Annotated in this window: 23 protein-coding genes; 7 read left to right on the top strand and 16 right to left on the bottom strand. The window is 42.8% G+C overall.

Annotated elements, in window-relative coordinates; translation table 11 throughout:
* Positions 1–11 precede the first annotated feature (11 nt).
* From accC to ACFQZS_RS12300, 9 genes are all read right to left on the bottom strand, one after another.
* Complete coding sequence (gene accC / locus ACFQZS_RS12340; RefSeq protein ID WP_377100641.1) at positions 12–1,346, bottom strand: acetyl-CoA carboxylase biotin carboxylase subunit; 1,335 nt, start codon at positions 1,344–1,346, stop codon at positions 12–14.
* Between the two features lie 92 nt (positions 1,347–1,438).
* Complete coding sequence (accB, locus tag ACFQZS_RS12335) at positions 1,439–1,909, bottom strand: acetyl-CoA carboxylase biotin carboxyl carrier protein (protein WP_377100639.1); 471 nt, start codon at positions 1,907–1,909, stop codon at positions 1,439–1,441.
* A 158-nt stretch (positions 1,910–2,067) separates the two neighbouring features.
* Positions 2,068–3,057: a beta-ketoacyl-ACP synthase III gene (locus ACFQZS_RS12330; RefSeq protein ID WP_377100637.1), complete on the bottom strand. Its 990-nt coding sequence runs from the start codon at positions 3,055–3,057 to the stop codon at positions 2,068–2,070.
* A gap of 8 nt (positions 3,058–3,065) precedes the next feature.
* Positions 3,066–4,001, bottom strand: coding sequence for a phosphate acyltransferase PlsX (gene plsX, locus ACFQZS_RS12325; protein ID WP_377100636.1), 936 nt, complete (start codon positions 3,999–4,001; stop codon positions 3,066–3,068).
* A 16-nt stretch (positions 4,002–4,017) separates the two neighbouring features.
* Positions 4,018–4,209, bottom strand: coding sequence for a 50S ribosomal protein L32 (gene rpmF, locus ACFQZS_RS12320; RefSeq protein WP_294796132.1), 192 nt, complete (start codon positions 4,207–4,209; stop codon positions 4,018–4,020).
* A 10-nt stretch (positions 4,210–4,219) separates the two neighbouring features.
* Positions 4,220–4,744: a YceD family protein gene (locus tag ACFQZS_RS12315; protein WP_377100633.1), complete on the bottom strand. Its 525-nt coding sequence runs from the start codon at positions 4,742–4,744 to the stop codon at positions 4,220–4,222.
* Between the two features lie 223 nt (positions 4,745–4,967).
* On the bottom strand, positions 4,968–6,149 hold the full coding sequence (locus ACFQZS_RS12310; protein ID WP_377100632.1) for a DUF5009 domain-containing protein: 1,182 nt from the start codon (positions 6,147–6,149) through the stop codon (positions 4,968–4,970).
* A gap of 85 nt (positions 6,150–6,234) precedes the next feature.
* Complete coding sequence (locus tag ACFQZS_RS12305; protein WP_377100630.1) at positions 6,235–7,419, bottom strand: heparan-alpha-glucosaminide N-acetyltransferase domain-containing protein; 1,185 nt, start codon at positions 7,417–7,419, stop codon at positions 6,235–6,237.
* A gap of 160 nt (positions 7,420–7,579) precedes the next feature.
* Positions 7,580–8,329, bottom strand: coding sequence for a YdcF family protein (locus tag ACFQZS_RS12300; protein ID WP_377100628.1), 750 nt, complete (start codon positions 8,327–8,329; stop codon positions 7,580–7,582).
* A 169-nt stretch (positions 8,330–8,498) separates the two neighbouring features.
* On the opposite strand from ACFQZS_RS12300, the gene ACFQZS_RS12295 reads away from it, so the two are divergent.
* Positions 8,499–9,092, top strand: a complete 594-nt coding sequence (locus tag ACFQZS_RS12295; RefSeq protein WP_377100626.1) for a cupin domain-containing protein — start codon at positions 8,499–8,501, stop codon at positions 9,090–9,092.
* A gap of 3 nt (positions 9,093–9,095) precedes the next feature.
* Here the strand turns inward: ACFQZS_RS12295 and ACFQZS_RS12290 are convergent, their stop codons facing one another.
* The 4 genes from ACFQZS_RS12290 to bla form a co-directional block, all read right to left on the bottom strand.
* Complete coding sequence (locus tag ACFQZS_RS12290) at positions 9,096–10,298, bottom strand: hypothetical protein (protein WP_377100624.1); 1,203 nt, start codon at positions 10,296–10,298, stop codon at positions 9,096–9,098.
* A gap of 270 nt (positions 10,299–10,568) precedes the next feature.
* Positions 10,569–11,318, bottom strand: coding sequence for a hypothetical protein (locus tag ACFQZS_RS12285; protein ID WP_377100622.1), 750 nt, complete (start codon positions 11,316–11,318; stop codon positions 10,569–10,571).
* 97 nt (positions 11,319–11,415) lie between these two features.
* Entirely contained in the window at positions 11,416–12,510 is a 1,095-nt protein-coding gene (locus ACFQZS_RS12280) for a beta-propeller domain-containing protein (RefSeq protein WP_377100620.1), read from the bottom strand.
* A 16-nt stretch (positions 12,511–12,526) separates the two neighbouring features.
* Positions 12,527–13,405 carry a subclass B3 metallo-beta-lactamase gene (gene bla / locus ACFQZS_RS12275; protein WP_377100618.1) on the bottom strand — a complete coding sequence of 293 codons (879 nt, stop codon included), beginning with the start codon at positions 13,403–13,405 and terminating at the stop codon, positions 12,527–12,529.
* Between the two features lie 114 nt (positions 13,406–13,519).
* Between bla and ACFQZS_RS12270 the strand changes: the two genes are divergently transcribed.
* Positions 13,520–14,281, top strand: a complete 762-nt coding sequence (locus ACFQZS_RS12270) for a hypothetical protein (RefSeq protein ID WP_377100617.1) — start codon at positions 13,520–13,522, stop codon at positions 14,279–14,281.
* Positions 14,282–14,307: 26 nt separating this feature from the next.
* Here ACFQZS_RS12270 and ACFQZS_RS12265 read toward each other — a convergent pair whose 3' ends face one another.
* Both ACFQZS_RS12265 and ACFQZS_RS12260 read right to left on the bottom strand, forming a co-directional pair.
* Complete coding sequence (locus ACFQZS_RS12265) at positions 14,308–15,321, bottom strand: SMP-30/gluconolactonase/LRE family protein (protein ID WP_377100616.1); 1,014 nt, start codon at positions 15,319–15,321, stop codon at positions 14,308–14,310.
* 13 nt (positions 15,322–15,334) lie between these two features.
* Positions 15,335–16,339 (bottom strand): SMP-30/gluconolactonase/LRE family protein, encoded by a 1,005-nt coding sequence (locus ACFQZS_RS12260; RefSeq protein ID WP_377100614.1) that lies wholly within the window; start codon positions 16,337–16,339, stop codon positions 15,335–15,337.
* Positions 16,340–16,479: 140 nt separating this feature from the next.
* On the opposite strand from ACFQZS_RS12260, the gene ACFQZS_RS12255 reads away from it, so the two are divergent.
* The 5 genes from ACFQZS_RS12255 to ACFQZS_RS12235 all read left to right on the top strand — a co-directional run bounded on the left by ACFQZS_RS12255 (position 16,480) and on the right by ACFQZS_RS12235 (position 23,931).
* A complete protein-coding gene (locus ACFQZS_RS12255; RefSeq protein WP_377100612.1) occupies positions 16,480–16,866 on the top strand; it encodes a hypothetical protein in 387 nt (128 codons plus the stop codon).
* Positions 16,867–16,969: 103 nt separating this feature from the next.
* Positions 16,970–21,322, top strand: a complete 4,353-nt coding sequence (locus ACFQZS_RS12250; protein ID WP_377100611.1) for a CusA/CzcA family heavy metal efflux RND transporter — start codon at positions 16,970–16,972, stop codon at positions 21,320–21,322.
* 2 nt (positions 21,323–21,324) lie between these two features.
* Positions 21,325–22,458 carry an efflux RND transporter periplasmic adaptor subunit gene (locus ACFQZS_RS12245; RefSeq protein ID WP_377100609.1) on the top strand — a complete coding sequence of 378 codons (1,134 nt, stop codon included), beginning with the start codon at positions 21,325–21,327 and terminating at the stop codon, positions 22,456–22,458.
* A 207-nt stretch (positions 22,459–22,665) separates the two neighbouring features.
* On the top strand, positions 22,666–23,046 hold the full coding sequence (locus ACFQZS_RS12240; RefSeq protein WP_377100607.1) for a hypothetical protein: 381 nt from the start codon (positions 22,666–22,668) through the stop codon (positions 23,044–23,046).
* Positions 23,047–23,334: 288 nt separating this feature from the next.
* A complete protein-coding gene (locus tag ACFQZS_RS12235) occupies positions 23,335–23,931 on the top strand; it encodes a YceI family protein (protein WP_377100606.1) in 597 nt (198 codons plus the stop codon).
* 66 nt (positions 23,932–23,997) lie between these two features.
* On the opposite strand, the gene ACFQZS_RS12230 is transcribed toward ACFQZS_RS12235, so the two are convergent.
* On the bottom strand, positions 23,998–24,801 hold the full coding sequence (locus ACFQZS_RS12230; protein ID WP_377100604.1) for an AraC family transcriptional regulator: 804 nt from the start codon (positions 24,799–24,801) through the stop codon (positions 23,998–24,000).
* Between the last annotated feature and the right edge of the window lie 47 nt (positions 24,802–24,848).

Genomic DNA, 24,848 nt, shown 5'->3' with positions numbered 1-24,848 from the left:
AATCCCTTTACTTAGTATTCAAAGGTTTCCATAAACTTGGTTGTAAAGTTACCCGCGCGGAAATTAGGGTCTTGTAACAACTTTAAATGGAATGGGATAGTAGTTTTAATACCTTCAATAACAAACTCGCTTAAAGCGCGCTCCATGGTACTAAGGGCTTCGTCGCGGGTTTGGGCCACGCAAATAACCTTAGCAATCATTGAATCGTAATTAGGCGGAATGCTATAGCCGGCATACACATGCGTATCTATACGTACACCATGGCCGCCCGGCGAATGGAAGTTAGTTATTTTACCCGGTGAAGGGCGGAAGTTGTTAAACGGATCCTCGGCATTAATGCGGCACTCTATGGCATGCATAGTTGGCTCGTAATTTTTACCGGAGATAGGTATACCTGATGCTACTTTTATCTGCTCCTTTATCAAATCAAAATTGATAACTTCTTCTGTTACCGGATGCTCTACCTGGATACGGGTGTTCATTTCCATAAAGTAGAAGTTGCGGTCCTTATCTACCAAAAATTCTACCGTACCGGCACCTTCGTATTTAACAGCTTTGGCACCTTTAATAGCAGCCTCGCCCATTTTACGGCGAAGCTTGTCTGTCATAAATGGTGACGGAGCCTCTTCAACTAATTTTTGATGACGGCGCTGAATAGAGCAATCGCGCTCTGATAAATGGCAAACTTTGCCGTATTGATCGCCTACTATCTGAATTTCAATGTGGCGCGGATCCTGCACATATTTTTCAAGATACATGCCATCGTTACCAAACGCAGCTCCCGATTCTGCACGGGCAGAATCCCAGGCCGCTTCAAACTCTTCATCTTTCCAAACCACACGCATACCACGGCCACCACCACCGGCAGTAGCTTTTAATATTACAGGGTAACCAATTTTTTTAGAGATAGCTATACCTTGCTTAACATCGGTCAACAAACCTTCAGAGCCTGGTATAGTGGGTACCCCCGCCTTTTTCATGGTTTCTTTAGCCGAGGCTTTATCGCCCATGGCGTTGATCTGATCTGCGGTGGCACCAATAAATTTAATACCATACTCTGCGCAGATGGCAGAGAACTTAGCGTTCTCTGATAAGAACCCATAGCCCGGATGAATAGCATCAGCATTGGTTAGTTCTGCTGCTGATATAAGGTTGGGTATATTAAGGTACGAATCTTTACTTGGCGGCGGGCCAATACAAACAGCCTCATCAGCAAAACGAACGTGAAGGCTGTCACGATCAGCAGTAGAATATACAGCTACGGTTTTAATACCCATTTCCTTACAGGTGCGGATAATTCGCAGGGCTATTTCGCCACGGTTAGCTATAAGTATTTTTTTAAACATGATTTTTTAATGTGCAAATGTGTGGATATGCAAATGTGCAGATGTATAAATATGCGTCATCTGCATATTTGCACATCTGCACATCAATAAATCTACACCGGTTCTACCAAAAACAATGGTTGGTCGTACTCAACAGGCGATGCATTATCAACCAGTATTTTAACTATACGGCCTGATACCTCTGATTCAATTTCATTAAACAGTTTCATCGCCTCTATAATGCAAACTACCGTTCCGGCTTTTATTTCGTCGCCAACGTTAACAAACAATGGTTTATCCGGAGATGAAGACCTATAGAACGTGCCAATCATAGGCGATTTGATAGTGATATAGTTTGAAGTGTCTTCAGCAGCTGCGGCTACAGGTTGTGCAACGGGTTGAGCTTGCGGTGCCGCAACTGCTGCAACCGGCGCTTGTTGTACCTGCGGCACAGTAGCGTTAACTATAGTTTGAACCTGGTTTGTTTTAATGGTGATCTTAAAGTCCTGCTGTTCTATAGCCACTTCGTTAACGCCCGATTTTGAAACGAAGCGTATAAGTTCTTGTATTTGTTTAATATCCATATTTTCAATTGATGTGCAGATATGCGGATGTGCAAATATGCAGATGAATTTTTTATTTTAGGTTATTGATAATTAACAACTTTTGTTTTATAAAGTTTAAGCGGCATCAGTATATTCAGGCATTTGCACATCTGCATATCCCCTCGTCTGCACATTTATTAATACGCCCACTTTAAATAAAGCGATCCCCAGGTAAAGCCACCACCAAAGGCAGCCATTATAATGTTATCGCCTTTTTTAAACTTATCCTCCCACTCCCAAAGGCAAAGCGGTATGGTAGCATTGGTAGTGTTACCGTAACGCTCTATGTTTATTACTACCTTATCCTCGCCAATATTCATACGCGAAGCAGTAGCATCAATAATACGTTTATTAGCCTGATGCGGCACCAGCCAGGCAATATCATCGCCTATAAGGTTATTGCGCTCCATAATTTCGGCAGAAACATCGGCCATATTAGTTACCGCAAATTTAAATACAGATTTACCTTCCTGATAAGCGTAATGCTCGCGCGCGTCAATTGTTTCGTGGCTGGCAGGCTTTACTGACCCGCCTGCTTTCATGTGCAGAAAAGGTATGCCTGCGCCGTCGCTTTTCATGATAGAATCAATCACACCTAAACCTTCGTAATTTGGCTCAAGTAAAGCCGCACCGCAGCCATCGCCAAAAATAATACAGGTAGCACGGTCCTGGTAGTCAACAATTGATGACATTTTATCAGAGCCAACAACCAATACTTTTTTGTGTTTACCGGTTTCAATAAACTGAGCCCCTGTAGCCAGGCCAAAAACAAAGCCGGAGCAAGCGGCCTGCAGGTCAAAACCCCAAGCATTGATGGCTCCAATTTTATGCGCGAAAAGATTTGCAGTTGCCGGGAAAGGCATATCGGGCGTAGTGGTACAAAAAATAATGAGATCTATCTCATCAGCTCCTATTCCACGTTTTTTTAACAAGGCATTAACAGCCGGAACAGCCAGATCAGATGATCCTAATCCTTCGCCTTTTAAAATGCGGCGTTCTTTAATGCCTGTACGGGTAGTTATCCACTCATCGTTGGTATCAACCATTTGAGATAACTCCTCGTTAGTGAGTACATAATCAGGCGCGTAGCCGTGCACAGCTGTAATTGCTGCAGTAATTTTACTCATAATATATTTTATTGGAAAGCTCCGGCTATTTTATTAACCAGATCACTCTCAACCATATCTTTTGATAACAGGATCATGTTTTTTATAGCCTCGTCATTTGAAATGCCGTGGCCCACAACTACCGGGGCGTTAACGCCCAAAATAGGGCTGCCACCGTATTGCTCATAATTAAACCGGTCAAAAAATTCATCTTGCACGCCCTTTTTGCGGGTTATGCCATAAAACGATTCGGCCAGTTTTAAAATAATGTTGCCCGTAAAGCCATCGCAAACATACACATCAGCATGGTCACCAAACAAATCGCGCCCTTCGGCATTGCCAACAAAATTAAACAGGTTGGTTTGTTTCATTAACGGATAGGTGGCCTGGCAAAGCAAATTGCCTTTTTCCTCCTCCTCGCCAATATTCATCAATGCAACTCTCGGGCTGTCTATCTTATAAACGTTTTGGGCCATCAGGCTTCCTAAAACACCAAATTGTACCAATACGTCGGGCTTGCAATCTGCATTGGCACCTACATCTAACAAAATACCCAAACCGTTTTTCAGTTTGGGTACAATAGTAGTTATAGCAGGCCTGATAACGCCCGGGATTGCCTTAACGCTAAACATAGCGCCAACCAACATTGCCCCGGTATTACCTGCTGATGAAAATGCGTGTATGGCCCCTTGCTTAAGCAAGTTAAAACCAACGCTTATGCTTGAATCGGGCTTTTGAACAATTGCCTTTGTAGGATGCTCGCCCATGCCTATCACTTCGGTAGTATGTACAAACTCGAAATGATCCGGACTAACGTCATTGTCGGCAAGGATGCTTAATGCGGCTTCCTTATCGCCAATAAGTACCAGCGTATGACCAGTTAAGACCTTATATGCTTTGATTGCTCCTAAAACCGCAGCCTTTGGAGCGAAATCACCGCCCATAATATCTAATCCAATTTTCATACGTGGAAAACGGGGATTAAGCTACTGCGGTTTTCTCTATCAGCAATTTGCCGTTGTAGTAAACATTACCATCAACAGTATAAGCTCTGTGCGATAAATGCACTGCACCTGTTGTTTTGCAAGTAGTTAATGTTGGAGCGACAGCTTTATCATGAGTTCTACGCTTGTCTCTTCTTGATTTGGATATTTTACGTTTTGGATGTGGCATAACTTCCTTGTTATTTATTTAATTTTTTGAGCGCGTCCCACCGTGGGTCCGGATTCTCATTTTGTTCATTACTTGCCGATAAGTTATTCAACTTATCCAGCATATCTTTATCACAGTATGAGGTGTTACCCTCATCGTCGCAAACCGTTACAAACGGCACAGCTACGGTAACATATTCATAGATCAGGCCCGCAAGCGCAATCTCGTGTTCGTTTTTTCCTAATGTGATGATGTCTTCATCATCTCCAAGCTCTTCGTCTGTGAACTTGGCAATTTGCTGTTCTTCCACATCAATAACCTGCGGATATTGAGACAGGCATCTATCACACGTCGCGCCAATGGTTCCTGCGATATGAAAATTCAGGATCAGCATTGTTTCCTGCTTATCCAGTTCCACCTCACATTTCAGATCGGCTGTTTTTACCAGCGAATACTCAAATTCGCTAAAAAAAGCGTCATCAACAGCATACTCAAAATTATGCTTTCCTAAAGCCAGACCGGTATACGGGATGGAATATTTTTTAAGCGATTTCAATGAGCAACAATTAGCCTGCAAATGTAGATAAAAATTATAATACAGGAAAAGGTTTTTTGAAAATGGCAAAAAGGCAGAAAAAGTACGCCCGAAGCAACACCGTTAAACCGGATCAAGCCCTACCAATGGCCATATAATTAGCCTGATGAAGTGATGCGGAAATAAAAATCAGACAGGCGCTACAAGCCAAAAAAGCAACCAAACTTTAGCAAACAGCCTGGTGCTATATTTTTAGCCGCACCCTTATTTTTAAAAGCAACGCTGTTGCCCAGACTATAAGAAAGGTGAAGATAACTCCTCTGATAACGCCGCCTGTGCCGTTTTTTACCAGATCAGGGTAATCAAGATCAGTTGTTTCAAACCATGAATAAAATACGTCAGGCAACATAAAGCACATAAGGGTAGCTAATCCGGCTGCTTCAATGGGTTTTACCCAATTGTATCGTTGTTTTATATCAACCATCCAGATAAAAAGCAGATAACTCAAAGCGCAGATGCCCGTACATACCGCAACCCATGCTGGTGTTTCAAATGCCTTTGATAAGCCTCCTGTGCTATCGCCTAAAATAAAACCAAACGTTATGGCCAATAATGAAGCAACGCTTATGGTTATCCAAAACGCGCGCATGTGGCCTCCGTTTATTGCATATCTGTAAAACCCTGCCATAACAAGTCCCGCCATGCTAAAGGCTTGCATTGATCCATTACCAGCCAACCATATATAGGGGTACGACGGCGAAAGAAAATCCATTAAACCCAAATGAGCGAAGAGGTTGCCTATCGCAAAAAGAACCCATGCAAATACCTGTATCCACAACTTTCCGCCCGAAAAATAAAATATCAATGCGCTATACAGGTAAGCCCAGCCTATTAAGCCTAAAATGCCCCACCAGGTAAAATGCAGCCACGGGTGGTCGGCATCATTGCTTTTGTATATGGCTAATAAAAACAACAGCAGGAGCACACCTATTCCTTGCAAAGCATATTTTAACCACACATGCTTCAAAAGACTGTAATCTGTAAAAATGAAAAACATGCTAAAAATGGCGAGGTATTGCCAGGTGCCTTGCTGAATTAGGGTATCCTCTGAATTATACGTTTCAATATTGGTAAAAAGGAAGCCCCAGAAAATTAAGATGGCGGACCGTTTAATAATATGCAGCGGTATACTGTAATTGTTGTGAGGGCGATTTTTAAACGCGGCGGGGATTGATAAGCCCACTATAAACAGAAAAGCAGGGAATATGGCATCGGCCAGGCCCATACCGTCAACATCATCGGCTACGTGGTGTATCCATTGTGGCGTATTGGGGATATCCTCAATGTCATTTACAAAGATCATCAGCCACATGGTAACCGCCCTGAATGCATCAATTGAACGTAAACGAGTCAAGGGTTTTATCATGGGGTAATTGGCTTTCTGATATGCCGGTTGGCGAAAATTAGATAAAAAGAACAGATTAGCGAAACCCTTGCCGGTAACAATAAGATTATATTTTTAGCCGGATATTGATTCGCTGCAACAGTCCGGTAAATCCTATCATGGCTAAAGCAAACAGAATACATTTTATTATGCCGCCTGTTCCCTGGCTTAACAGATCGGGGTATTCTATGTCCATCATTTCATATATGGGATAAAACAGACCGGGTACTATATAAGCAGTAAAGGTGGCAACGCCAGCCGGTTCAATGGGTTTAAACCAATGGTATTTCTTTTTAAAATCAACAATAAAAATAAACAGGGCATATACTACCAAACTTATGGCAGTGCATATTAAAACCCAGGCGGGGGTATCGCGTATTTTTGATATGCCGCCGCTCACAAACCTTACAATAAAACCCAGGTTAAACAGGATCACCGACATTAGCAGCATCCCTATCCAAAGCAGTTTAAGTTCGTTACGCTCGGCAAGCCGCATGTAAAGTACAGCCACAAATACCCCGGCCATGGTAAAGGCCTGCATGGCACCATTACCTGCTATCCAGACATAGTTTTGCAGCGGTGTTAAAAACTCAAACCAGCCAAAGTGAAAATCGATATTAAAGAACATAAAGAACAGCCACGCCGCGGCCTGGATCCACAACTGCCCGCCAGAATAATAGTAAATAAGCGCGCAAACCAGATACGCCCAGCCAATTAGCCCCAATATTCCCCACCAGGTAAAATGCAGCCAGGGATGCGCAGGATCTGTACTTTTGTAAGACCAGGATAATACTATCAATAATAATATCCCTAAACCCCGCAGCGTATATCTGCGCCATGCGGCCTTTGTGTGGTCGTAATCTAAAAAAATTAAAAATATACTTAAGGTGCCCATGCTTTCCCAAACGGGGCGCGGCAACAGCGCGGCCTCTTCATTGTAGGTTTCTACATTGGTAAAGAAAACGCCGATAAATATCATAGCGGCGGAACGCGTAACAATGCGCCATGGAATGCGGTAATTGCCTTGCCTTAACCGGTTTTGAAAAGCAAACGGTATAGACAGCCCCACTATGAATAAAAAAGCGGGAAATATTGTATCGGCTAACCCGAGCGCATCAGCGCTTTCTTTGGCGTGTTGTATCCATTGTGGGGTATTGGGCATTCCGTCAATATCATTAACAAATATCATCAGGAACATGGTAACGGCACGAAATGCATCAATTGACCGAACCCGGTGCAACGTTGTACTCATAAGCGTGATTAATGTTTTTCAGGGGCGAAATGTTTTATTGAAACGCCTTTTTTTAAAAAATCATATAAAAAAGTTGCTTTAGGTGGCAAACACACCTATGATTAAGCTAAAGAAAAGGTAAAATGGGGTTAGGCGCAGGGCGTTATAAGCGCCTAAAACATTATTTAGAAAAGTAGTTCACCACGTAGCCAACTACTTCTTTCAGGTAGATCTCCCAGCTTGAAAGCACGTCTGCCTGTGGCACAACATCAATCAAACCAAACCGGCGGTTATCAGTTAAATAATTGCAGGATTGCGGAATTACATCCATCCCTTGCTTTTTAAATATCATAACAGATCTGCGCATGTGAAAGGCGGATGTAACCAATAAGTAAGGAGGTTTTAAATTATTGGCCAACAATATCTTTTTTGAGAACCGGGCATTTTCTAACGTATTGCGCGAGTTTCCTTCAACAAGAATCAGACTATCTGCAATACCAAGTTTTTCTAATTGTTCTTTTACCCACGGGCCCTCTCTAAATGTACCAGGCACCAAATTACCATTGCCGCCTGTTATCAGTATTCTGCTTGCTTTTCCGGTTGTTAAAATCCGCGTGCCTGTTATAAATCTGTCTGAAGCACGGTTGAACTGGCCGCCGTCTACTGTGCCTACTCCGGCAAATCCACCTAAAACTATTACGCATGAATACTTTACACTGTCTGTTTTTTCCGGAGGTGATTTAACATCCCATATAAGGGTAAATCCTTTAAATAATAACGGGGTACTAAAAATATACAATACTATAAGCCCTGCTATTAAGTACCGCCGACGAACCTGGTTACGTTTAAAAACAGCAATTATAAGCAAAGCCAACGCCCAGTAAAAGGGAACCAGTAAGAACAACAGCACTTTTGATAAGATGAAATACATTTGTGTTAAATGCTATAAATTAAAATATTACGCTGATATGCCCGGGATAGCTAAAAGCCGTAAATATATTATATATTTGTTGCAACACGATTATTCCTTATCCCCGAAGGTATTTTTCTGCGCAGGTTTATAATGCTTTGTGCTTTAACTAATTGATTGCATCCTTTAAATGAATTTACAGGATTACATAGACAGCGGTATATTAGAACAATATTGTTTGGGCTTGTTAAACAGCGCCGAGGCTGAACAGGTTGCAAGCTATTGTTTGCAGTACCCTGAGCTGCGGGAGGAGTTAAAAAGCATTGAGGCAGCCATTGAGAAAATGTCTGCCGAAAAAGCGGTAGAGACTCCTGAAAAACTCAAAGACAAAATTTTAGCGCGACTTGGTTTTACAGGCAACCAAGTGTTGGATATTAACAACCTACCGCCAACCGATGCCTACTCTAACTATTTAAGCTGGCTGCAAGCCGTTGAGCACCTGTTACCAACAGAGCCGTTTGAAGGTTTAAACATTCAGGTGCTACAGCAAAATGATAAAATAGCTCAAATGCTGGTGGTAGCCAAGGTGGATGTTCCCGACGAATCGCACGATAATTATACTGAAAGCTTTTTTATACTCGAAGGCAAATGCTCTTGCGCTATTGACGGCGAAGAGGTTTTTTTAAATGCCGGCGACTTTTTGGAGATCCCCCTCTATGCTGAGCACAATATAACAATGCTTACCCCTACTGTAACTGCCATACTTCAATACAGGTTTGTATAGACCCTACTGGGCCGGTACGTATTGATAAACTACCTTATAAGGCTCATTCTTTAGCTTTGCTGATAGCTGCCCTATGTTCAGATCTTCCTTTTGGGGGGTAGGCTCGCAAATAGAATAAGCAACGCCCTTGTACATAACAGAGGTACCAACGGGCTTATCAAACTGCACACCAATAGTTATGTGGGTAGGATATAAAAGGGCTATCATAGGCAGGTTGTAGATCTCTTTTACCAGGTAGAAGAACAATGCGGCGCGGTCGTCACAATCGCTGTATTTTGCAAAAAGGGTTTCTTCGGGAGCCAGGCGCTTTTCTCTGCCAAAATTGTCCTCATCCTTTTCATACAAAAAGGCGTAGCGGGTAAAGCGCATCAGGTAGTCTATGCCCTTTTTCTGGCTCATTTTTTTGGTGTTATCCTTTAGCGCAGGTATCAGCGAGCCGTAGGTTTCTTTACTAAGCGGGATGTTAAAATAGCTCGAAAAATCAACTATGGGGTAGTTGGTAAAAATGGCATCTACCTCCTTACTCAACTTTATGTTAAAATAGTAAACCTTGTGCTTGTAGGTAAACTGCAGCTCCTTATCAAAATATTCAGAGCGGCGCAGATCGGGCATTTTATCTATTTTGTAGGAGAAGGCCTTATCCGCCTCAGGTATGGATACATTTACCGGTACGGGTGGGTCATCATTTAAATTTACGCGGGCATAATCATGCCAGTTAAGGCAAACGTATTTTTTACCATCCACCATAAAAAATGGTAGATCCTCTACATCCTCGCGGTTATACACGTAAAATATCACCTTATCGCGGGTAAGAGCCAGGCGGGCATCATAACCCGACTTAGTTAACAGGAACCATTTGTATAAAGTGTAACTGCTGTAGTTGTCGGCCTTGGCGCTTAGCTGCTGTGCTGTTTTACGGATAAGCTGGTAGTACAACCAGTCGTTAAGCTGGTAGCGTTTTTTAAAGGACAGCAATGAATCAACCAGCGGGTGGTAATTGCCGGCGTTCAAATCAGCATAAAATGACCTTACGGTTTGTTGCGTTAGCTGCTGCGGAACAGCAACCAAAAGCGAGGTGTTGATCTGGCTGTTAAATGTGCCTTCGTAAAACTCAAAGCATAGCCGCCTGTCATTACTTTGGCCAAATGCTGAGGGAAAAGTAATGATCAGCAACAACACCAAAAGCCTGCCTGCACGCCCGATCATCTTTGTTTAAAATTGATTGTAATATTAAACCTACGCATAAAACCGATAAGTTGTATATTATTATTTTAACACGTTGATAATATTGAGTTAACATTAAATTAACACAAAGTGTAGCCGTATAAAACGATATAAGCATGCCATAGGTATGCCACCTTAGTATCGTACCTACGGCGCGGCAATCAATACATCTTTCTTTTCTACCGACCTTTAACTCCTACGGAGTTCCTTAAGTTAATGGCATTTAGGAGACCCTGCGGAGACGGGAAGGGTTTATTCAAAAACTAATTCAATATAGGTATCATTTAACCATTTTGCCCTTTCCTTTACCTGTTCCGGAGACCGGGCTATATATCCGGTTATGCCGGCTTCTTGCCATTTTTTTAATAGTCGTTCAGATATATAGGTTCTCGGGCTTAAAAACTGAGTGCCAAAAACATCCAGTTCGCTATTAAACGTGGTGTTAAAAAAAAGTATTTTAGGTTGCGGTGCTTTGCCGGTTTTGTAAAATACATTCATATAGTCTTCATAGGAGCTAATAGAAAATGACCCCTGATATTCCGTTCCAAATGCTTCTAAAGCAAATTCACTTTTCTTAAAATTTACGGTCTGTGCTCCAGTATCCATATCAAAAGCAAACCAGTAATATCCATTAATCGATTGACCGGTTTTTTTTGACGTAATTGCTGTGGGATGAAATACATGAGGCGGTATACAAGCTTCTTCCAAAATTTTCTTTAGCTTATCACTTACGTAAAAACCGCGCAAATTAAATTCCATATAATCTGTTAGCTTGCCTTTTTTTTCAAGAACGATACCATCTATCGGTCTTTTTGCAAAGTCTTTATGGTGAACCCATTTTTCCCACCAAGATCTGTTGTTTCCTTTAAAACCAGCTTGAAATACCTCTCTGTACCACCCATTACTTTCAGTATATAATTCAGATCCATTCAACTGACCTGTACCATCGGTCACTCCTACTATCTTAGGTTCGGTTTCCCGGTGTATCGTGAAATAAGTCATATAAAAAATATTCAAAGCTATGCTAACTGTCTTTCCTTCCCTCAGGATTTTTGGTAGAGTACCCGTTGTGTTTACTGAGGGGCGTGACGTACCACAATCAATGTCCCGACTCCCCAGGCACTTCCGGCACACCCGGATCATCCAATATCTGCACAGCACTGGCATCGCCAACGTTTTTCCAATCGTTTAGCACCCAAACTATCTTTTTGTCTGGGCTCACCTCAATCAGTTGAGGCCCTTTACCCCGTTGCCCCCGTGATGTAAAAATGGTATTGCCGTTGGCTAACCTTGTGCTGGTTTGCGGGGCAGATAAAAACTGGTACTCGGCAGGCAGGTCTGTTTTAAAATTAAACTCCCAAACGGTTTCGCTTTTAGAATTCACCTCACGGGCAAGCCAATCTTTCTCGTCGTTAATAAGGGTATTGCCGTTCTTCAGCCTGATAGCCGCCCAGGGCGATGGAATATTGTATATCCATTTCTCATTAAAATCCTTATCGTACTCAATAACCAGGTTCAGATTAAGGAAAGACACCAGATAAGTGCCCTGCGCGGTAACCCGCGCGCGCCTAAACTGCGCGTGAATATCATTGGCGCTTGGCGGCATTTTGTTGGGCAGTTCGTGCTCCACCTCCACTTTTCCGGTTTTGGTGTTTACGATCATCAGTTTGGGCGGCAAACCGTTTATCACAAACATCACCTTATCCAGCCCAATGGGTTGACAGGTGTGTATTTCGGTCGTGGCTAAGCCAGTAGCGGGTTTACAATCATATCGCCACAATACTTTCTTATCGGGACTTATCAACGCAACGTACTGCATTCTGCTAAACAAAATGTTGCCGTTAGAGAGCATCCACACATCATCGTATTCAGGCCCCTTACCGGTTTGGTAGGTCCATATTACCTTTCCATTATTAATAACCGCCATTTTGTTATTGTTCTCGCCAATGTAAAGCATAGTGTGCTGCGCCAAACCTTTACCCGGCAAATTTTCCGGAGCCTCTCCCGGTGTCGTAATTGGGGATATTGCCTCTTCCTCGGGTGCCAAAGCAGGAACGCCGGCCGCGGTAAAAAGGTTAAGCACATCTAAACAGGGTGTTGCCTTTGAGGCGGTGGTGGCCTTTTTTTGCGCTACTATAACTCCTGATGATGCCGTTAAAAGCAACATCAGCAAAAGGCCCTTTATGGCGTTCATAATAATGAGGTTTAAATTATTGTTGTTTTAATTTCCTTTGATAAGCAGCATCAAACCCGGCTATAATAGCATCATACCCCGCCCTGTCTGCAAATGCTGATGGGTTATAAGGGTCATCGGGCTTGCGCTTGCTGTGCATTTTCATCTGGTCGGCGTGCGATGCCAGCCAAAGGTCAAAGGTTTGCGCTTTCAACGCGGCTAACGTATGCGCATAATCTGCGGATATATTGGCGTAGCCCGGCACCGCGTTAAAAGGCTGGTTGGCAATAATGGTAGGCATATTGGCAATAAACACTTTCCAGGTTTTGGTTTCGTCTTTAACATTCAATAAAAAGCTGTTTGCCCCCTTGCTGTGCCCGTAGGTATTTATAACTGTGATCTCCGTGCCGCCCAGTTTCACCTTGTCACCATCCTTTAACAAAACATCTGGCTTTACCGGTGCAAAGCTGGGGAACTCGCCGCCATAGGCATAGTCAGACACGCCGCCGTCTGCCAGCACACTTGCATCGGCTTCGTTGATCATCATTTTGGCGCCGGTTAGTTTTTTAATTTCGGCCATAGCACCCACATGGTCATAATGCGCGTGGGTGGTTAACAGTATTTTTGTATCTGAGAGCTTAAAGCCAAGTTCTTCAATATTGGCTTTTATAACCGGCGTTGAAGCTGCCAGCCCGGTATTGATCAGAATGTTCCCCTGTGGTGTTACTATCAGATAACAGGCCAGATCATACGTACCTACGTAATATAGATTACCTACAATACGGAAGGGCTTATACAATTTTACCCAGTTAGGCGTAAGCGTGGCTCGCTCTTTTACTACCTGAGCCGATGTAACAAGGCTTGCACAGCACAGGGTGATGAGCAGTATTGCTTTTTTAAGGAATTGCAAGGTCATAATGAGTAATTGGTTGATAAAGATAATAGTTATAATTTTATAGGCGGGTTACATCCACAGTAAATTTTCTTAACTTTATTACTAACCTAAGCATAAGCACATTAATAAAATTGCATGAAATATTTCTTAATAGGATTAGTGATTTGCTGTTTTACTGAAGCGCGCGCGCAATTGTTCCATCCAAAAGAGCTTTACCCGAATACACGAATAGTAAAGGGTAAATATTATAATGGATCAGGCACCGGATTTTGGAGCCTGTATAAAGTGGACGCGTTAGGGAGAGTGGTTACAGAAGAACGCTACAGAAAGAATAAGTTATTATCAAGAACGCACAATGTTTACAACGAGCATAATGACAAAATAAAGGTCTTATATGTGTTCGACAGCAATAATCCCGACAGGGTGGATTCAACCCGGTATATTTACAAATATTCCGGGGATGTAATTGCCTATGAAAATGAGATTTCCGCTAACGGCGACTCAACAGTGGCCCGGCTTATGGAAAGAAAAGCCGACTCCATCTTAGTTTATAATCAAAAATCTTATTACCGCAATCGTGAAAAAGGAAATACGCGGATAGTTGAGTACATATATAAACTCACTTACAGCAAGGGGCTAAATGTTGTATTTGAAATATTTGATCCAATAGAAAAATCAACAGAAACCAAAACCTTCCAGTATTTTACCAACGGCAGACTTAAACGGCAGATAATAACCAGAATACCTGAACCTACAGGAAAAATTGTTTACGCCGGTGCTCCCGGGAGTGATGACATGGCATTTAATTATACATTAGACGGTAAGGGAAGGTTAAAGAAAACCTTTGTTGTAGTTGAAGGTGTAACGTACAAAAGAGCACGTTACACTTATAAATAATAATGAAAATTACAGCCCTATTTTGGCTACCGCAACGCTATTTTAAGCACCCTGTTGGTGTTGGTTACATATAGCGTTTTCTGATCGGCAGAAAAAACACAGTTTGATGTAAGCATATCCAGCATTATGCGCCCCAACAGTTTTCCGGTTTTATTGAATATCCAGACACCGCCCGGGCCTGTTGCAAAAACATTACCCTGTTTATCTATCTTCAAACCATCCGGCGAACCAAACCCTTGCCCTGTAGGTTTGTAAAACACACGTTGGTTAGCCAGCAGGCCATCTTTATCCAGATCATAAATATACCAAAGCGGGTTGGCAGGATCAGAGTTGGCTATCAGTATTTGCTTTCCTCCGGGGAAAATGCCTATCCCGTTGGGGCGGGTAACCTCTGTGGTAAGCAAAGTAACCTTTCCGTCCTTTTTAGCTATACGGTAAACACCCTGGTACTTAGCCTCCTTAAGCGGATCACCAACATTTCCTTCCAAACCGTATGGGGGGTCTGTAAAATAAATATCGCCGTTGTCTAAAAACGTAACATCATTAGGGCTGTCAAATTTTAAGCCGTTATAGTTGTTGGCCAGTACCTTATACTTAGGCTGGGGTTTATCTAATGGGGCGTCCATTACCGCCATCTGCCTGTTACCATTCTGACAGATCACCAATTCGCCTGCCGGACTTAACCCTAAACCATTTGAACCCATTTCGCCACCACGGGGAATAGTACCTGTATAACCGGACGGCTCAAGATAAACCTCTTTGCCTTTCTCCTGCGTCCATTTGTAAATGATGTTTTTCCGTACGTCAGAAAAAACCAGCATTTTATGTTTTTCTATCCACACGGGGCCTTCGCACCACATAAAACCATCGGCCAAAACTTCGGCTTTGGCATCTTTGCTTACCAGGGCATCAAAAGCCGGATCACTTGATTGCAGCTTTATTAAGGGTCCTTGCTGGGGCTGAAATTGAAATTGTGCCTGAGCCGATAGCCCGGCAAGCGTTATAATTAAGGCAGTTACTGCCCATTTACGGAAACTCATAAGTATATTAATTCTACCGCAACGTTATTTTTATCACCCTGTGGTTATTGGTAACATACAGCGATTTCTGATCGGCAGAGAAACTGCAGTTTGATGCCAGGTCATCTACCGATATTTTGCCCAATAATTTACCTGCGCTGTTCAGCACAAATATGCCGCCCGGGCCGGTGGCAAAAACATTGCCCTGCTTGTCTATCTTTAAACCATCGGGCACACCATTATACTCTTTAGGCATTTTGGCGGTATAAAATGTTTTTTTGTTGATCAGTAAACCGTCTTTATCCAGATCATAAACATACCAATCAGGCTTAAGCGGGTCTGAATTGGCTATCAGCACTCTTTTCTGACCCGGGAAAAACGCGATACCGTTGGGCCGGGTAATCTCTGTGGTAAGCAAAGTAACTTTACCGTCCTTTTTTGCAATGCGATAAACGCCCTGGTATTTAGCCTCTTTAAGCGGATCATCAACATTTTTCTCCAACCCATAAGGCGGATCGGTAAAATAAATATCGCCGTTATCTAAAAAATCAAGATCATTAGGGCTATCAAATTTTAGCCCATTGTATTTAGACGCCAATATTTTATACTTTGGCTTATACTTGTCTAACGGCGCATCCATTGTAACCACGGCCCGGTTACCGTCCTGGCATATTATCAACTTTCCCTCCGGACTCAGGCCCAAGCCGTTAGAGCCCAGCTCGCCGCCACGGATTTTCTTTCCAGTATATCCTGAAGGGTACAAATAAACTTGTTTACCTTTTTCTCTGGTCCATTTGTAAATCTTATTCTTTTTAACGTCAGAGAACAATAGCATTTGGTCGCTTTCTATCCATAGCGGCCCCTCGCTCCAAACAAAGCCTTCGGCCAAAATTTCGGCTTTAGCGTTTTTACTTACCAGTTTATTAAACGCCGGGTCAATTGCCTTTACGGTTATTAAAGGCTTTTTAGGCTGCGCCTGGATTGAAAAGCCACCAAGTGTTAAAATGAGTGCAGCAAGTGCGGTCCTGCGGTAATTCATAAGATTGATTGATAAATGGTTTACAGCACTAAGGTAATGATTTGTTTAAATATTTTGGCGCTGTAACTATTTAGTGGCGGTTGAATAAATCTTACATTTATTTAGCGTTATTCATCAACGTTATTTAACTTTAGGGTCAATTGAAAAAATTTACCGTCATATTAATTCTAACAGCCTACCTGTTTTCAACAACGGAGTTACATCAGTTGCTGAAATTGCCGGTCGTTTTTGAGCATTATTATGAGCACAAACAGTTAAACAGAGACATTTCCTTTCTTGGTTTTCTGGATATGCATTACCTGCACGGCAGCCCCCTTTCTAACGACTATGCGGAGGATATGCAGCTCCCGTTTAAAACAATTGATAAATGTGTTAGCACCACTATACCGGTAATTGTTCCGCAGCACATCAATATACCTTTACATCTGCCGGTTCAGATAAAAAAAGTCCAGCGTTTTATTATGAAGGACGAATTTATCCCTTCGTCTTACCTTTCCACTATCTGGCAGCCGCCTAAATTCTGTTAATAATTTTCTTGTTCAAATTTTCTTAAACCATTGCTTTGGCTTGGCTTACGCTGTGCCGCGCTCCGGCTTTTTTGAATTGCAAATTATTCAACATTAAATTTTTATGCTAGATCATATAATAGCTTTTTCTGTAAAGAACAAGCTTATTGTAGGGCTTTTTACTATTGCCCTTATAAGCTACGGCCTTTACCAGTTTACGCGGCTCCCCATTGATGCCGTACCCGATATCACTAACAACCAGGTGCAGGTAATAACTGTGGCCCCCTCGTTTGGTGCTACTGATATTGAACGCCTGGTTACTTACCCCATTGAGCAAGTCAATAACAATATTCCGGGCCTCAAAGAGATCAGGAGCTTTTCAAGGTTCGGCCTGTCATTAGTTACCATTGTGTTTGATGACGCTACAGACGTTTACTGGGCCCGCCAGCAGGTGGCCGAACGTTTGCAGCAGGTGCAAACGCAAATACCCGCAGGCATTGGCACACCCGAACTGGGCCCGGTTAGCACCGGCTTGGGCGAAATTTACCAGTACGTGGTTAAACCCAAAAAAGGATTTGAGGATAAGTACGATGAAACCGAGCTGCGCACCATACAGGATTGGATCGTTCGGCGGCAGTTGCTGGGCGTTAAGGGCGTTGCCGAGGTAAGCAGCTTTGGCGGTAAACTTAAACAGTATTCCATAGAGGTTGATCCCGGTAAACTGCTGTCGCATAATATTACCATCAACGATGTTTTTAACGCGCTGCAGAATAATAACCAAAACACCGGAGGTGCCTATATTGAAAAAGGACCCACCGTGCTGTATATCCGCAGCGAAGGTTTGATAGGTAACATAAGCGACATTAACAATACGTTGATCCGTAATAACGGCGATGGCTCGCCCCTTTTTATAAAAGATGTGGCCGATGTTAAAACCGGTTACGCCACACGCTACGGTGCCATGTGCTACAATGATGAAGGCGAGGTTGCAGGGGCCGTTGTAATGATGTTGAAAGGCGCCAACAGCAGCGAGGTGATAAAAAATGTGAAGGAGCGCATCGCCCAGATCCAAAAAACGCTTCCACAGGGGGTGGTTGTTGAGCCATTTTTAGACCGCACCAAGATGGTGAATAACGCCATAAGCACTGTTGAACGCAATTTACTGGAAGGTGCGCTCATTGTAGTACTTGTACTGGTATTGTTCCTGGGGAATTTAAGAGCAGGGTTATTGGTTTCGTCGGTAATACCGCTGGCCATGCTGTTCGCTATTATCATGATGAACATATTCGGCGTTAGCGGAAACCTGATGAGCCTGGGCGCGCTTGATTTCGGGTTGATAGTGGATGGCGCTGTAATTATTGTTGAAGCTGTGATGCACCGGCTTAGTCACAGTAAACAGTTCAGCAATAGCGATAAGATAGATCAAACCATTATGGACCGCGAAGTAAAAGATTCGGCAGGCAAGATGATGAACAGCGCCGTGTTTGCCCAGATCATTATTCTGGTGGTTTACTTACCCATCTTCGCGCTGGAAGGCATTGAAGGGAAAATGTTTAAACCCATGGCGCAAACCGTGGCATTTGCTTTATTGGGCGCGTTTATTTTATCGCTCACCTATATCCCAATGATGAGCTCTGTGTTTCTCAGCAAAAAAATAAAACATAAACCAAATTTTTCTGAAAGGCTGATGGAAAGGCTAACGCACTCCTATCGCAACGCGCTTGAGCGGGTAATTGCTATCCCTAAAACCTTGCTGTTGGTGGTTATCAGTCTGTTTGCTGTTTCGGTGTTCGTGCTCACAACCCTGGGCGGTGAGTTTATTCCGGCGCTTGAGGAAGGCGACTTTGCGGTTGATACCCGCGTACTTACCGGCAGCAACCTTAACACCACCATTGCCAACACGCAAAAGGCAGCTCATATTTTAAAAACACAATTCCCCGAGGTGGAAAAGGTGGTAACTAAAATTGGCAGCGGCGAAGTACCTACCGACCCAATGCCGATGGATGCAAGTGATATGATGGTAATTTTAAAACCCAAAAAAGAATGGACATCCGCCAAAACCTTTGATGAGCTGGCCGGAAAAATGGGCGACGCCCTGAAGGCTGTTCCCGGCGTAACCGCCGGCTTTCAGTTTCCGGTGCAAATGCGTTTTAATGAGCTGATGACCGGCGCAAGGCAGGATGTAGTGTGTAAAATATTTGGCGAGGACCTGGATACATTGGCGGCTTATGCTGCCAGGTTGGGGCACATAGCCAACACTGTTTATGGCACACAAAATTTATATGTTGAAGCTGTGGCCGGTTTGCCACAGGTTACTATTAACTATAACCGCAACGCCATTGCCCAGTATGGCCTTAACATAGCCGATATTAATAAAGTGGTTAACACCGCCCTGGCGGGCCAAAGCACCGGTACTTTATTTGAGGGCGAAAAACGCTTTGAAATTGTGGTTAGGATAAGCGGCGATCAAAAAAAGGATCTGAAGGATATACAAAACCTGTTGGTACCCACCCCGCAGGGAACGCAAATACCCTTGTACCAGCTGGCTGATGTGCAGATAAAAGACGGCCCCAACCAGATACAGCGCGAAGATGCCAAACGGCGCATAATTGTTGGCTTCAATGTGCGTGGCCGCGATGTGGAGACCATTGTAAACGAGTTACAGGCCAAAGTTGATAAGCAGCTGAAGTTGCCTGCCGGATATTATGTTACCTACGGCGGCGCTTTTGAAAACCTCAATGCCGCCAAACAACGCCTGCTGGTGGCGGTGCCTGTATCGCTGGCGCTTATTTTTCTGCTGTTGTATTTCGCTTTCAATTCTGTAAAGCAGGGTTTGCTTATCTATTCGGCTATTCCGTTATCTGCAATTGGAGGCATTTTGTTTCTGGCGCTGCGCGGCATGCCCTTTAGCATTAGCGCGGGTGTTGGTTTTATAGCGCTGTTTGGTGTGGCGGTGCTTAATGGCATAGTGTTGATATCTGAATTTAACAGCATTAAAAAACAAGGAATAACTGACATGAAAACCATCGTATTAACGGGCACGCAGCTACGGTTAAGGCCGGTGTTAATGACAGCCTTTGTAGCGTCCTTAGGATTTTTGCCTATGGCGCTAAGCAATGGCGCAGGGGCCGAAGTGCAGCGGCCACTGGCTACGGTTGTAATAGGCGGCTTACTCATAGCTACGTTTTTAACCTTATTTGTATTACCTGTATTGTATATCATCAGCGAAAAAGGCGTTAAGAACACCATAGGCAGATCAACCGGTGCATTGGTTATTCTTTTATTCTTAATAACCGCAACGCAAAAAGCCAATGCACAGCAACCTATTAGCCTTAACGCAGCTATTGATACCGCTTTAAAAAACAACCTGCGGGTAAAGCAAGATCAATTGAAGGCAAAATACCAGCAGGCGCTAATCGGCACATCTGCTGCCATACCGCAGGCAAATGCCTATGGCGAATTCGGGAAGTTTAACAGTAGTTATGCTGATACCAAATTTGGCATCTCGCAATCATTTAGCTTTCCAACAGTTTACAGCAGGCAAAAAGAACTGTTAAAGCAGGATTGGAAAACCAGCGTGCTCAATGTTTCGGTGCAGGAAGCCCTTTTAAAGAGACAGGTAACACAGGTATTTTATTCCATAACGCTTTTAGAGCAAAAGCGACAATTACTGTTGTACACCGATAGCCTTTACCGTAATTTTTATAAAAAAGCAGCTTTAAGGTTGGAAAAAGGCGAGGCCAACATCCTGGAAAAAACCAGCGCCGAAATTCTGCTGGGCCAGATAGAGCAGCAACTCCATCCGCTTAAACAAGACTCGGCAGTATTGCAGCTGCAGTTTCAATTGCTATTAAATTCAGCGCAGGCATTTACCCCTGCTCCCGAAGTATTTAAACCGGGATTGGCCGCCATAACAGATACAGCATCTATAAAGCAACACCCTCAACTGATGCTGTCGGCACAACAAGTGCAAACAGCCAACGCAGCCATAGCGGTTGAAAGGAGCAAGCTGTTGCCCGATCTGTCTATCGGGTATAACAATACCAGCATAAGAGGCATAGGTGCAGATAATGTTTTTTACAACGGCTCAAACCGCTTTAACTCCGTACAAATAGGTGTGGGCGTGCCCATTTTCGCGGGTTCGCAAAAAGCGCGGGTAAAAAGCGCACAGCTGAATAAACAGGTTGCCGAAGGCAATTATGCCGCGGATGTGCAAAATATTAACGCCGCTTACAACGAGGCCGTGTTACAGCAGGAAAAATATGCAAAAGCAGTAAAGTATTTTGAAGCCACCGCCTTAAAAAACGCGGCTTTGATAACTACCGCCGCTAACCAGCAATTGGCCGCGGGTAATATTAATTACCTGGAGTGGGTTCAGTTGATCAACCAGGCAACCTCGGTAAAAAATGATTACTTAGATGCCGTACATAACCTTATGGAAGCAATTATTCAAGTTAACTATTTCAACAGTAAATAACCATGAAACCTATTATATATTTAGCAAGCCTTGCGTTGTTTTTATCTGCCTGCGGCGATAAACAAAAACCGACAGACGATGCCGCTACAACAAACAACAACAGCATTGTAATCTTAACAGATGCGCAGTTTAAAAACGCCGCCATCACAACCGGCAAAATTGAACAGAAAGACATATCATCCGTTTTAAAACTTAACGGGCAAATTGATGTGCCGCCTCAAAATATGGTTTCCATAAGCGTTCCGCTGGGCGGCTATCTAAAGTCGACCAAATTATTGCCGGGTATGCATGTAAACCAAGGCGAGGCGATAGCTACGGTTGAAGACCAGCAATACATACAGCTGCAACAGGATTACTTAACCGCGAAGGCGCGTATTGGCTATTTAGAGAACGAATACAAACGCCAAAAAGACCTTAATCAAAGTAAGGCGGCAAGCGATAAGGTTTTTCAACAGGCCGAGGCTGACTATCATACCCAATTAGTGTTGATCACATCGCTGGCGCAAAAGCTTCAGTTAGCAGGCATTAATGTGCGCAATATCAACGAGTCCAGCATCGCGCGCAGCGTAAACATTTATTCGCCTATAAATGGGTTTGTGTCAAAGGTTAACGTAAACATCGGCAAGTACGTATCACCAACCGAGGTGCTTTTTGAATTGGTTAACCCTACCGATATACATCTGGCGCTTAAGGTTTATGAGAAGGACCTGGATAAGCTTTACATCGGGCAAAAGGTGATCTCGTACACCAACAACAATCCCGAGAAGAAACATGAGGGTGAAATACTGCTGATTGGCCGCGATTTATCCACCGACCGTAATACGGCCGTACATTGCCACTTTGAAGATTACGATAAAAGCCTGGTGCCCGGTACTTTTATGAATGCTGAAGTGCAGGTTAAAAACATAAAAGCCGCGGCTATTCCAACAGAAGCTTTGGTTGAGTTTGAAGGGAAGCAATACCTATATAAAGTGATTGGCAAAAACAGCTATGAAATGACCGAAGTAAACACCGGTGAAACTGAAAATGGATATACACAAATATTGAATCCTTCAAGCAACCTAAATAATGCCACACTTGTTATTAAAGGCGCTTATTCTTTATTAATGATGATGAAAAACAAAGCGGATGAATAGGTTTATCAATTTTTTGCAAAATCACACCAACGGTTTTCGGTTGGTGTGAATCAAGTTCAGGTGAGTAATTTTTTTGATAGATTACTTACCGATAAGTCGGTTTTAAAAAAACCAGTTAGTTTTTTATTTAATAGTGTTTTACTTTTAGTTAACCGATACCAAAACTAAGCCCAATAGTTTCAAACAATCATTAACCTAAAAAGCATTATGAAAAAGGCATTTATCTTACTATCTATTTTTTGCTTATCACTGTCTCCGTACATTGGCAGCGCAAACTGTTCCTCCAGTGGTAACAACGCAAGCTGCAATGCTTACGACACTGATTATCAGAGCGACCAGTACTACATTGATCCAACAGACGGATTAACATTTTATTTAATAGCAACTGTGGACTATACAGGCCCACAATATTCTGCTTATTCTTCTATTAGTTGGTCAAGCAGCGGGCCGGTAAATTTTTATGAATATTACCCCGGCGCTTCCTACTCTCCATACTACTACGATGCTTACGCCCAAGCTGATTACATGACTTTAGTGGCAGATTCAAAAGGAGCAGGGTCGCATGCATACGTAACCGCTTCGTGGTAATTAAATAATTAATTGGGTTAGTTATTTTGTTATTGGCCAGCAAGGCATGTAAACTATACATGCCTTGTTTTAGTATTTTAACGTCTTTTAAAGCTGCGGCACTGCAACCCGCATTTAATTACAGCTCCGCTATAGATATGTTTACCGGCAACCTTTAACATTGCCTTACAGTAAGGCGTTAAACCATTTAGCCGTCCAATTGTCAAAAGTTTGCAATTAAGTTAATTACATGTTTAAACATGTAATATTTAACTCTATCTTTGATTCATAATCATTTAAAACAAAAACATGAAAAAGATATCACTCTTAACAATTGGCCTGGCGGTAACGGCGTTACTGGCATTCAGAGCAGCAAAAACAGAAACTTTTAAAATAGACACTCAAAAGAGTAATATTGAGTGGACCGGTAAAAAGGTATTAGGCGAGCACCACGGCGATATAAAACTGGCATCGGGCACCATTATAACAGAAGATAATGTTCCGGCAAAAGGCAGCTTCGCCATTAACATGTCTTCTATCAGTAACCGCGACCTTACAGATGCAGATTCAAAAGGCAAACTTTTAGGTCACTTAAAATCTGATGATTTTTTTGGTGTAGCAAAATTCCCTGAGGCTCAGTTTGCAATAACTAAGGTTACAAAATCTGGCAATGGCACCATTGTAGTAGCCGGTAATATTACCATTAAAGGTTTAACCAGCGCTATTTCTTTCCCGGCTACTTATTCAGTTAACGGTAATACTTTAACAGCTAAAGCCGCAAATGTAAAGGTTGATCGTACTAAACACGATATAAAATACAACTCAAAAACTATTTTTAGCAGCATTGGCGATAAAGCCATTGATGATGAGTTTATTCTTGATATCAGCCTGGTTGCTACCAAATAATATTAAATACCTGTGAAAAACGAAGCCTCCTGATAATATCCGGAGGCTTTTTTGTTTAACTGCTTTTTAAATCATTGACGGCGATAGGCCAAACAGCTTTTTAAATGCTACAAAAAAGTGGGCATAATCTTTAAAGCCAACTTCAATATAAACATCCGTTGCTCTCAGCTTTTTTTCTTTTAAAAGATAATGGGCGTCTTCCAGTTTTTTTTGCAGCAGCCAGCGACTTGGTGTAGTATGAAAGATCTTTTCAAAGTCACGCTTAAATGTCGAGAGGCTTCTGCCCGTTAAATAAGCAAAGTGCTGCAAGTCGCCATTGTAATGATAGTGTTCATTCATATATGCCTCAAGGTCAATTTTGCCCGGCTCGCTAAAATCAAAGAGCAGTTCTTTTAACCCGGGATTGGTTGTCAGAAAAACCAGTACAGCTTCTTTAACCTTGGCCTTAACCAATTCTTCATTCAAATATTCGCTGTGTTCTAAATAAGGCAGTAAGGAGTCTATATAATTATTAAAAATAAGATTGGGGTTTAACAGAAATACGTTGCCAAAATGCTCACCGTTAGGTCTGCCGGCTTTAAACTGATCTTTTAATTGCAGCAAGGTATCGTGGTCAATACAAACAGAAACAGAGCGGTACTCGCCTCCCTGCGGTGGCTGCTTCACAAATTTACTCAACCGGTTCTTTACTGCAAATCTAAAATCGCCGGCTTTAAAGGTGTGTTCCTTACCGCCGAAGTAAACTTCGGACGTGCCCGATATAATGTAATCTATTACGTGTTGCCTGATGAAGATCTCGGCCTCCACCGTTCGTTTAGAAACACAGGAGTAAACTATCTGGGGCTTGTTGGGATATGTTGCAGCTGACATTTTATCAAATATAATTAACAGAGCCGCATAAGCACACGGCTCTGCCC

It is taken from the genome of Mucilaginibacter calamicampi (genome assembly GCF_042676765.1).
GTDB lineage: Bacteria > Bacteroidota > Bacteroidia > Sphingobacteriales > Sphingobacteriaceae > Mucilaginibacter > Mucilaginibacter calamicampi.
This window is presented reverse-complemented; position numbering and strand designations above follow the sequence as displayed.

Excerpts from the sequence above, each read along its gene's own strand:
- accC (WP_377100641.1), bottom strand. The coding sequence starts at position 1,346 with ATGTTTAAAAAAATACTTATAGCTAACCGTGGCGAAATAGCCCTGCGA.
- ACFQZS_RS12330 (WP_377100637.1), bottom strand. The coding sequence starts at position 3,057 with ATGAGTAAAATTACTGCAGCAATTACAGCTGTGCACGGCTACGCGCCT.
- ACFQZS_RS12310 (WP_377100632.1), bottom strand. The coding sequence starts at position 6,149 with ATGATAAAACCCTTGACTCGTTTACGTTCAATTGATGCATTCAGGGCG.
- ACFQZS_RS12280 (WP_377100620.1), bottom strand. The coding sequence starts at position 12,510 with ATGAACGCCATAAAGGGCCTTTTGCTGATGTTGCTTTTAACGGCATCA.
- ACFQZS_RS12300 (WP_377100628.1), bottom strand. The coding sequence starts at position 8,329 with ATGTATTTCATCTTATCAAAAGTGCTGTTGTTCTTACTGGTTCCCTTT.
- ACFQZS_RS12230 (WP_377100604.1), bottom strand. The coding sequence starts at position 24,801 with ATGTCAGCTGCAACATATCCCAACAAGCCCCAGATAGTTTACTCCTGT.
- accB (WP_377100639.1), bottom strand. The coding sequence starts at position 1,909 with ATGGATATTAAACAAATACAAGAACTTATACGCTTCGTTTCAAAATCG.
- ACFQZS_RS12265 (WP_377100616.1), bottom strand. The coding sequence starts at position 15,321 with ATGAGTTTCCGTAAATGGGCAGTAACTGCCTTAATTATAACGCTTGCC.
- plsX (WP_377100636.1), bottom strand. The coding sequence starts at position 4,001 with ATGAAAATTGGATTAGATATTATGGGCGGTGATTTCGCTCCAAAGGCT.
- ACFQZS_RS12295 (WP_377100626.1), top strand. The coding sequence starts at position 8,499 with ATGAATTTACAGGATTACATAGACAGCGGTATATTAGAACAATATTGT.
- ACFQZS_RS12240 (WP_377100607.1), top strand. The coding sequence starts at position 22,666 with ATGAAAAAGGCATTTATCTTACTATCTATTTTTTGCTTATCACTGTCT.
- ACFQZS_RS12250 (WP_377100611.1), top strand. The coding sequence starts at position 16,970 with ATGCTAGATCATATAATAGCTTTTTCTGTAAAGAACAAGCTTATTGTA.
- ACFQZS_RS12245 (WP_377100609.1), top strand. The coding sequence starts at position 21,325 with ATGAAACCTATTATATATTTAGCAAGCCTTGCGTTGTTTTTATCTGCC.
- ACFQZS_RS12260 (WP_377100614.1), bottom strand. The coding sequence starts at position 16,339 with ATGAATTACCGCAGGACCGCACTTGCTGCACTCATTTTAACACTTGGT.
- ACFQZS_RS12270 (WP_377100617.1), top strand. The coding sequence starts at position 13,520 with ATGAAATATTTCTTAATAGGATTAGTGATTTGCTGTTTTACTGAAGCG.
- ACFQZS_RS12235 (WP_377100606.1), top strand. The coding sequence starts at position 23,335 with ATGAAAAAGATATCACTCTTAACAATTGGCCTGGCGGTAACGGCGTTA.
- bla (WP_377100618.1), bottom strand. The coding sequence starts at position 13,405 with ATGACCTTGCAATTCCTTAAAAAAGCAATACTGCTCATCACCCTGTGC.
- rpmF (WP_294796132.1), bottom strand. The coding sequence starts at position 4,209 with ATGCCACATCCAAAACGTAAAATATCCAAATCAAGAAGAGACAAGCGT.
- ACFQZS_RS12305 (WP_377100630.1), bottom strand. The coding sequence starts at position 7,419 with ATGAGTACAACGTTGCACCGGGTTCGGTCAATTGATGCATTTCGTGCC.
- ACFQZS_RS12285 (WP_377100622.1), bottom strand. The coding sequence starts at position 11,318 with ATGACTTATTTCACGATACACCGGGAAACCGAACCTAAGATAGTAGGA.
- ACFQZS_RS12290 (WP_377100624.1), bottom strand. The coding sequence starts at position 10,298 with ATGATCGGGCGTGCAGGCAGGCTTTTGGTGTTGTTGCTGATCATTACT.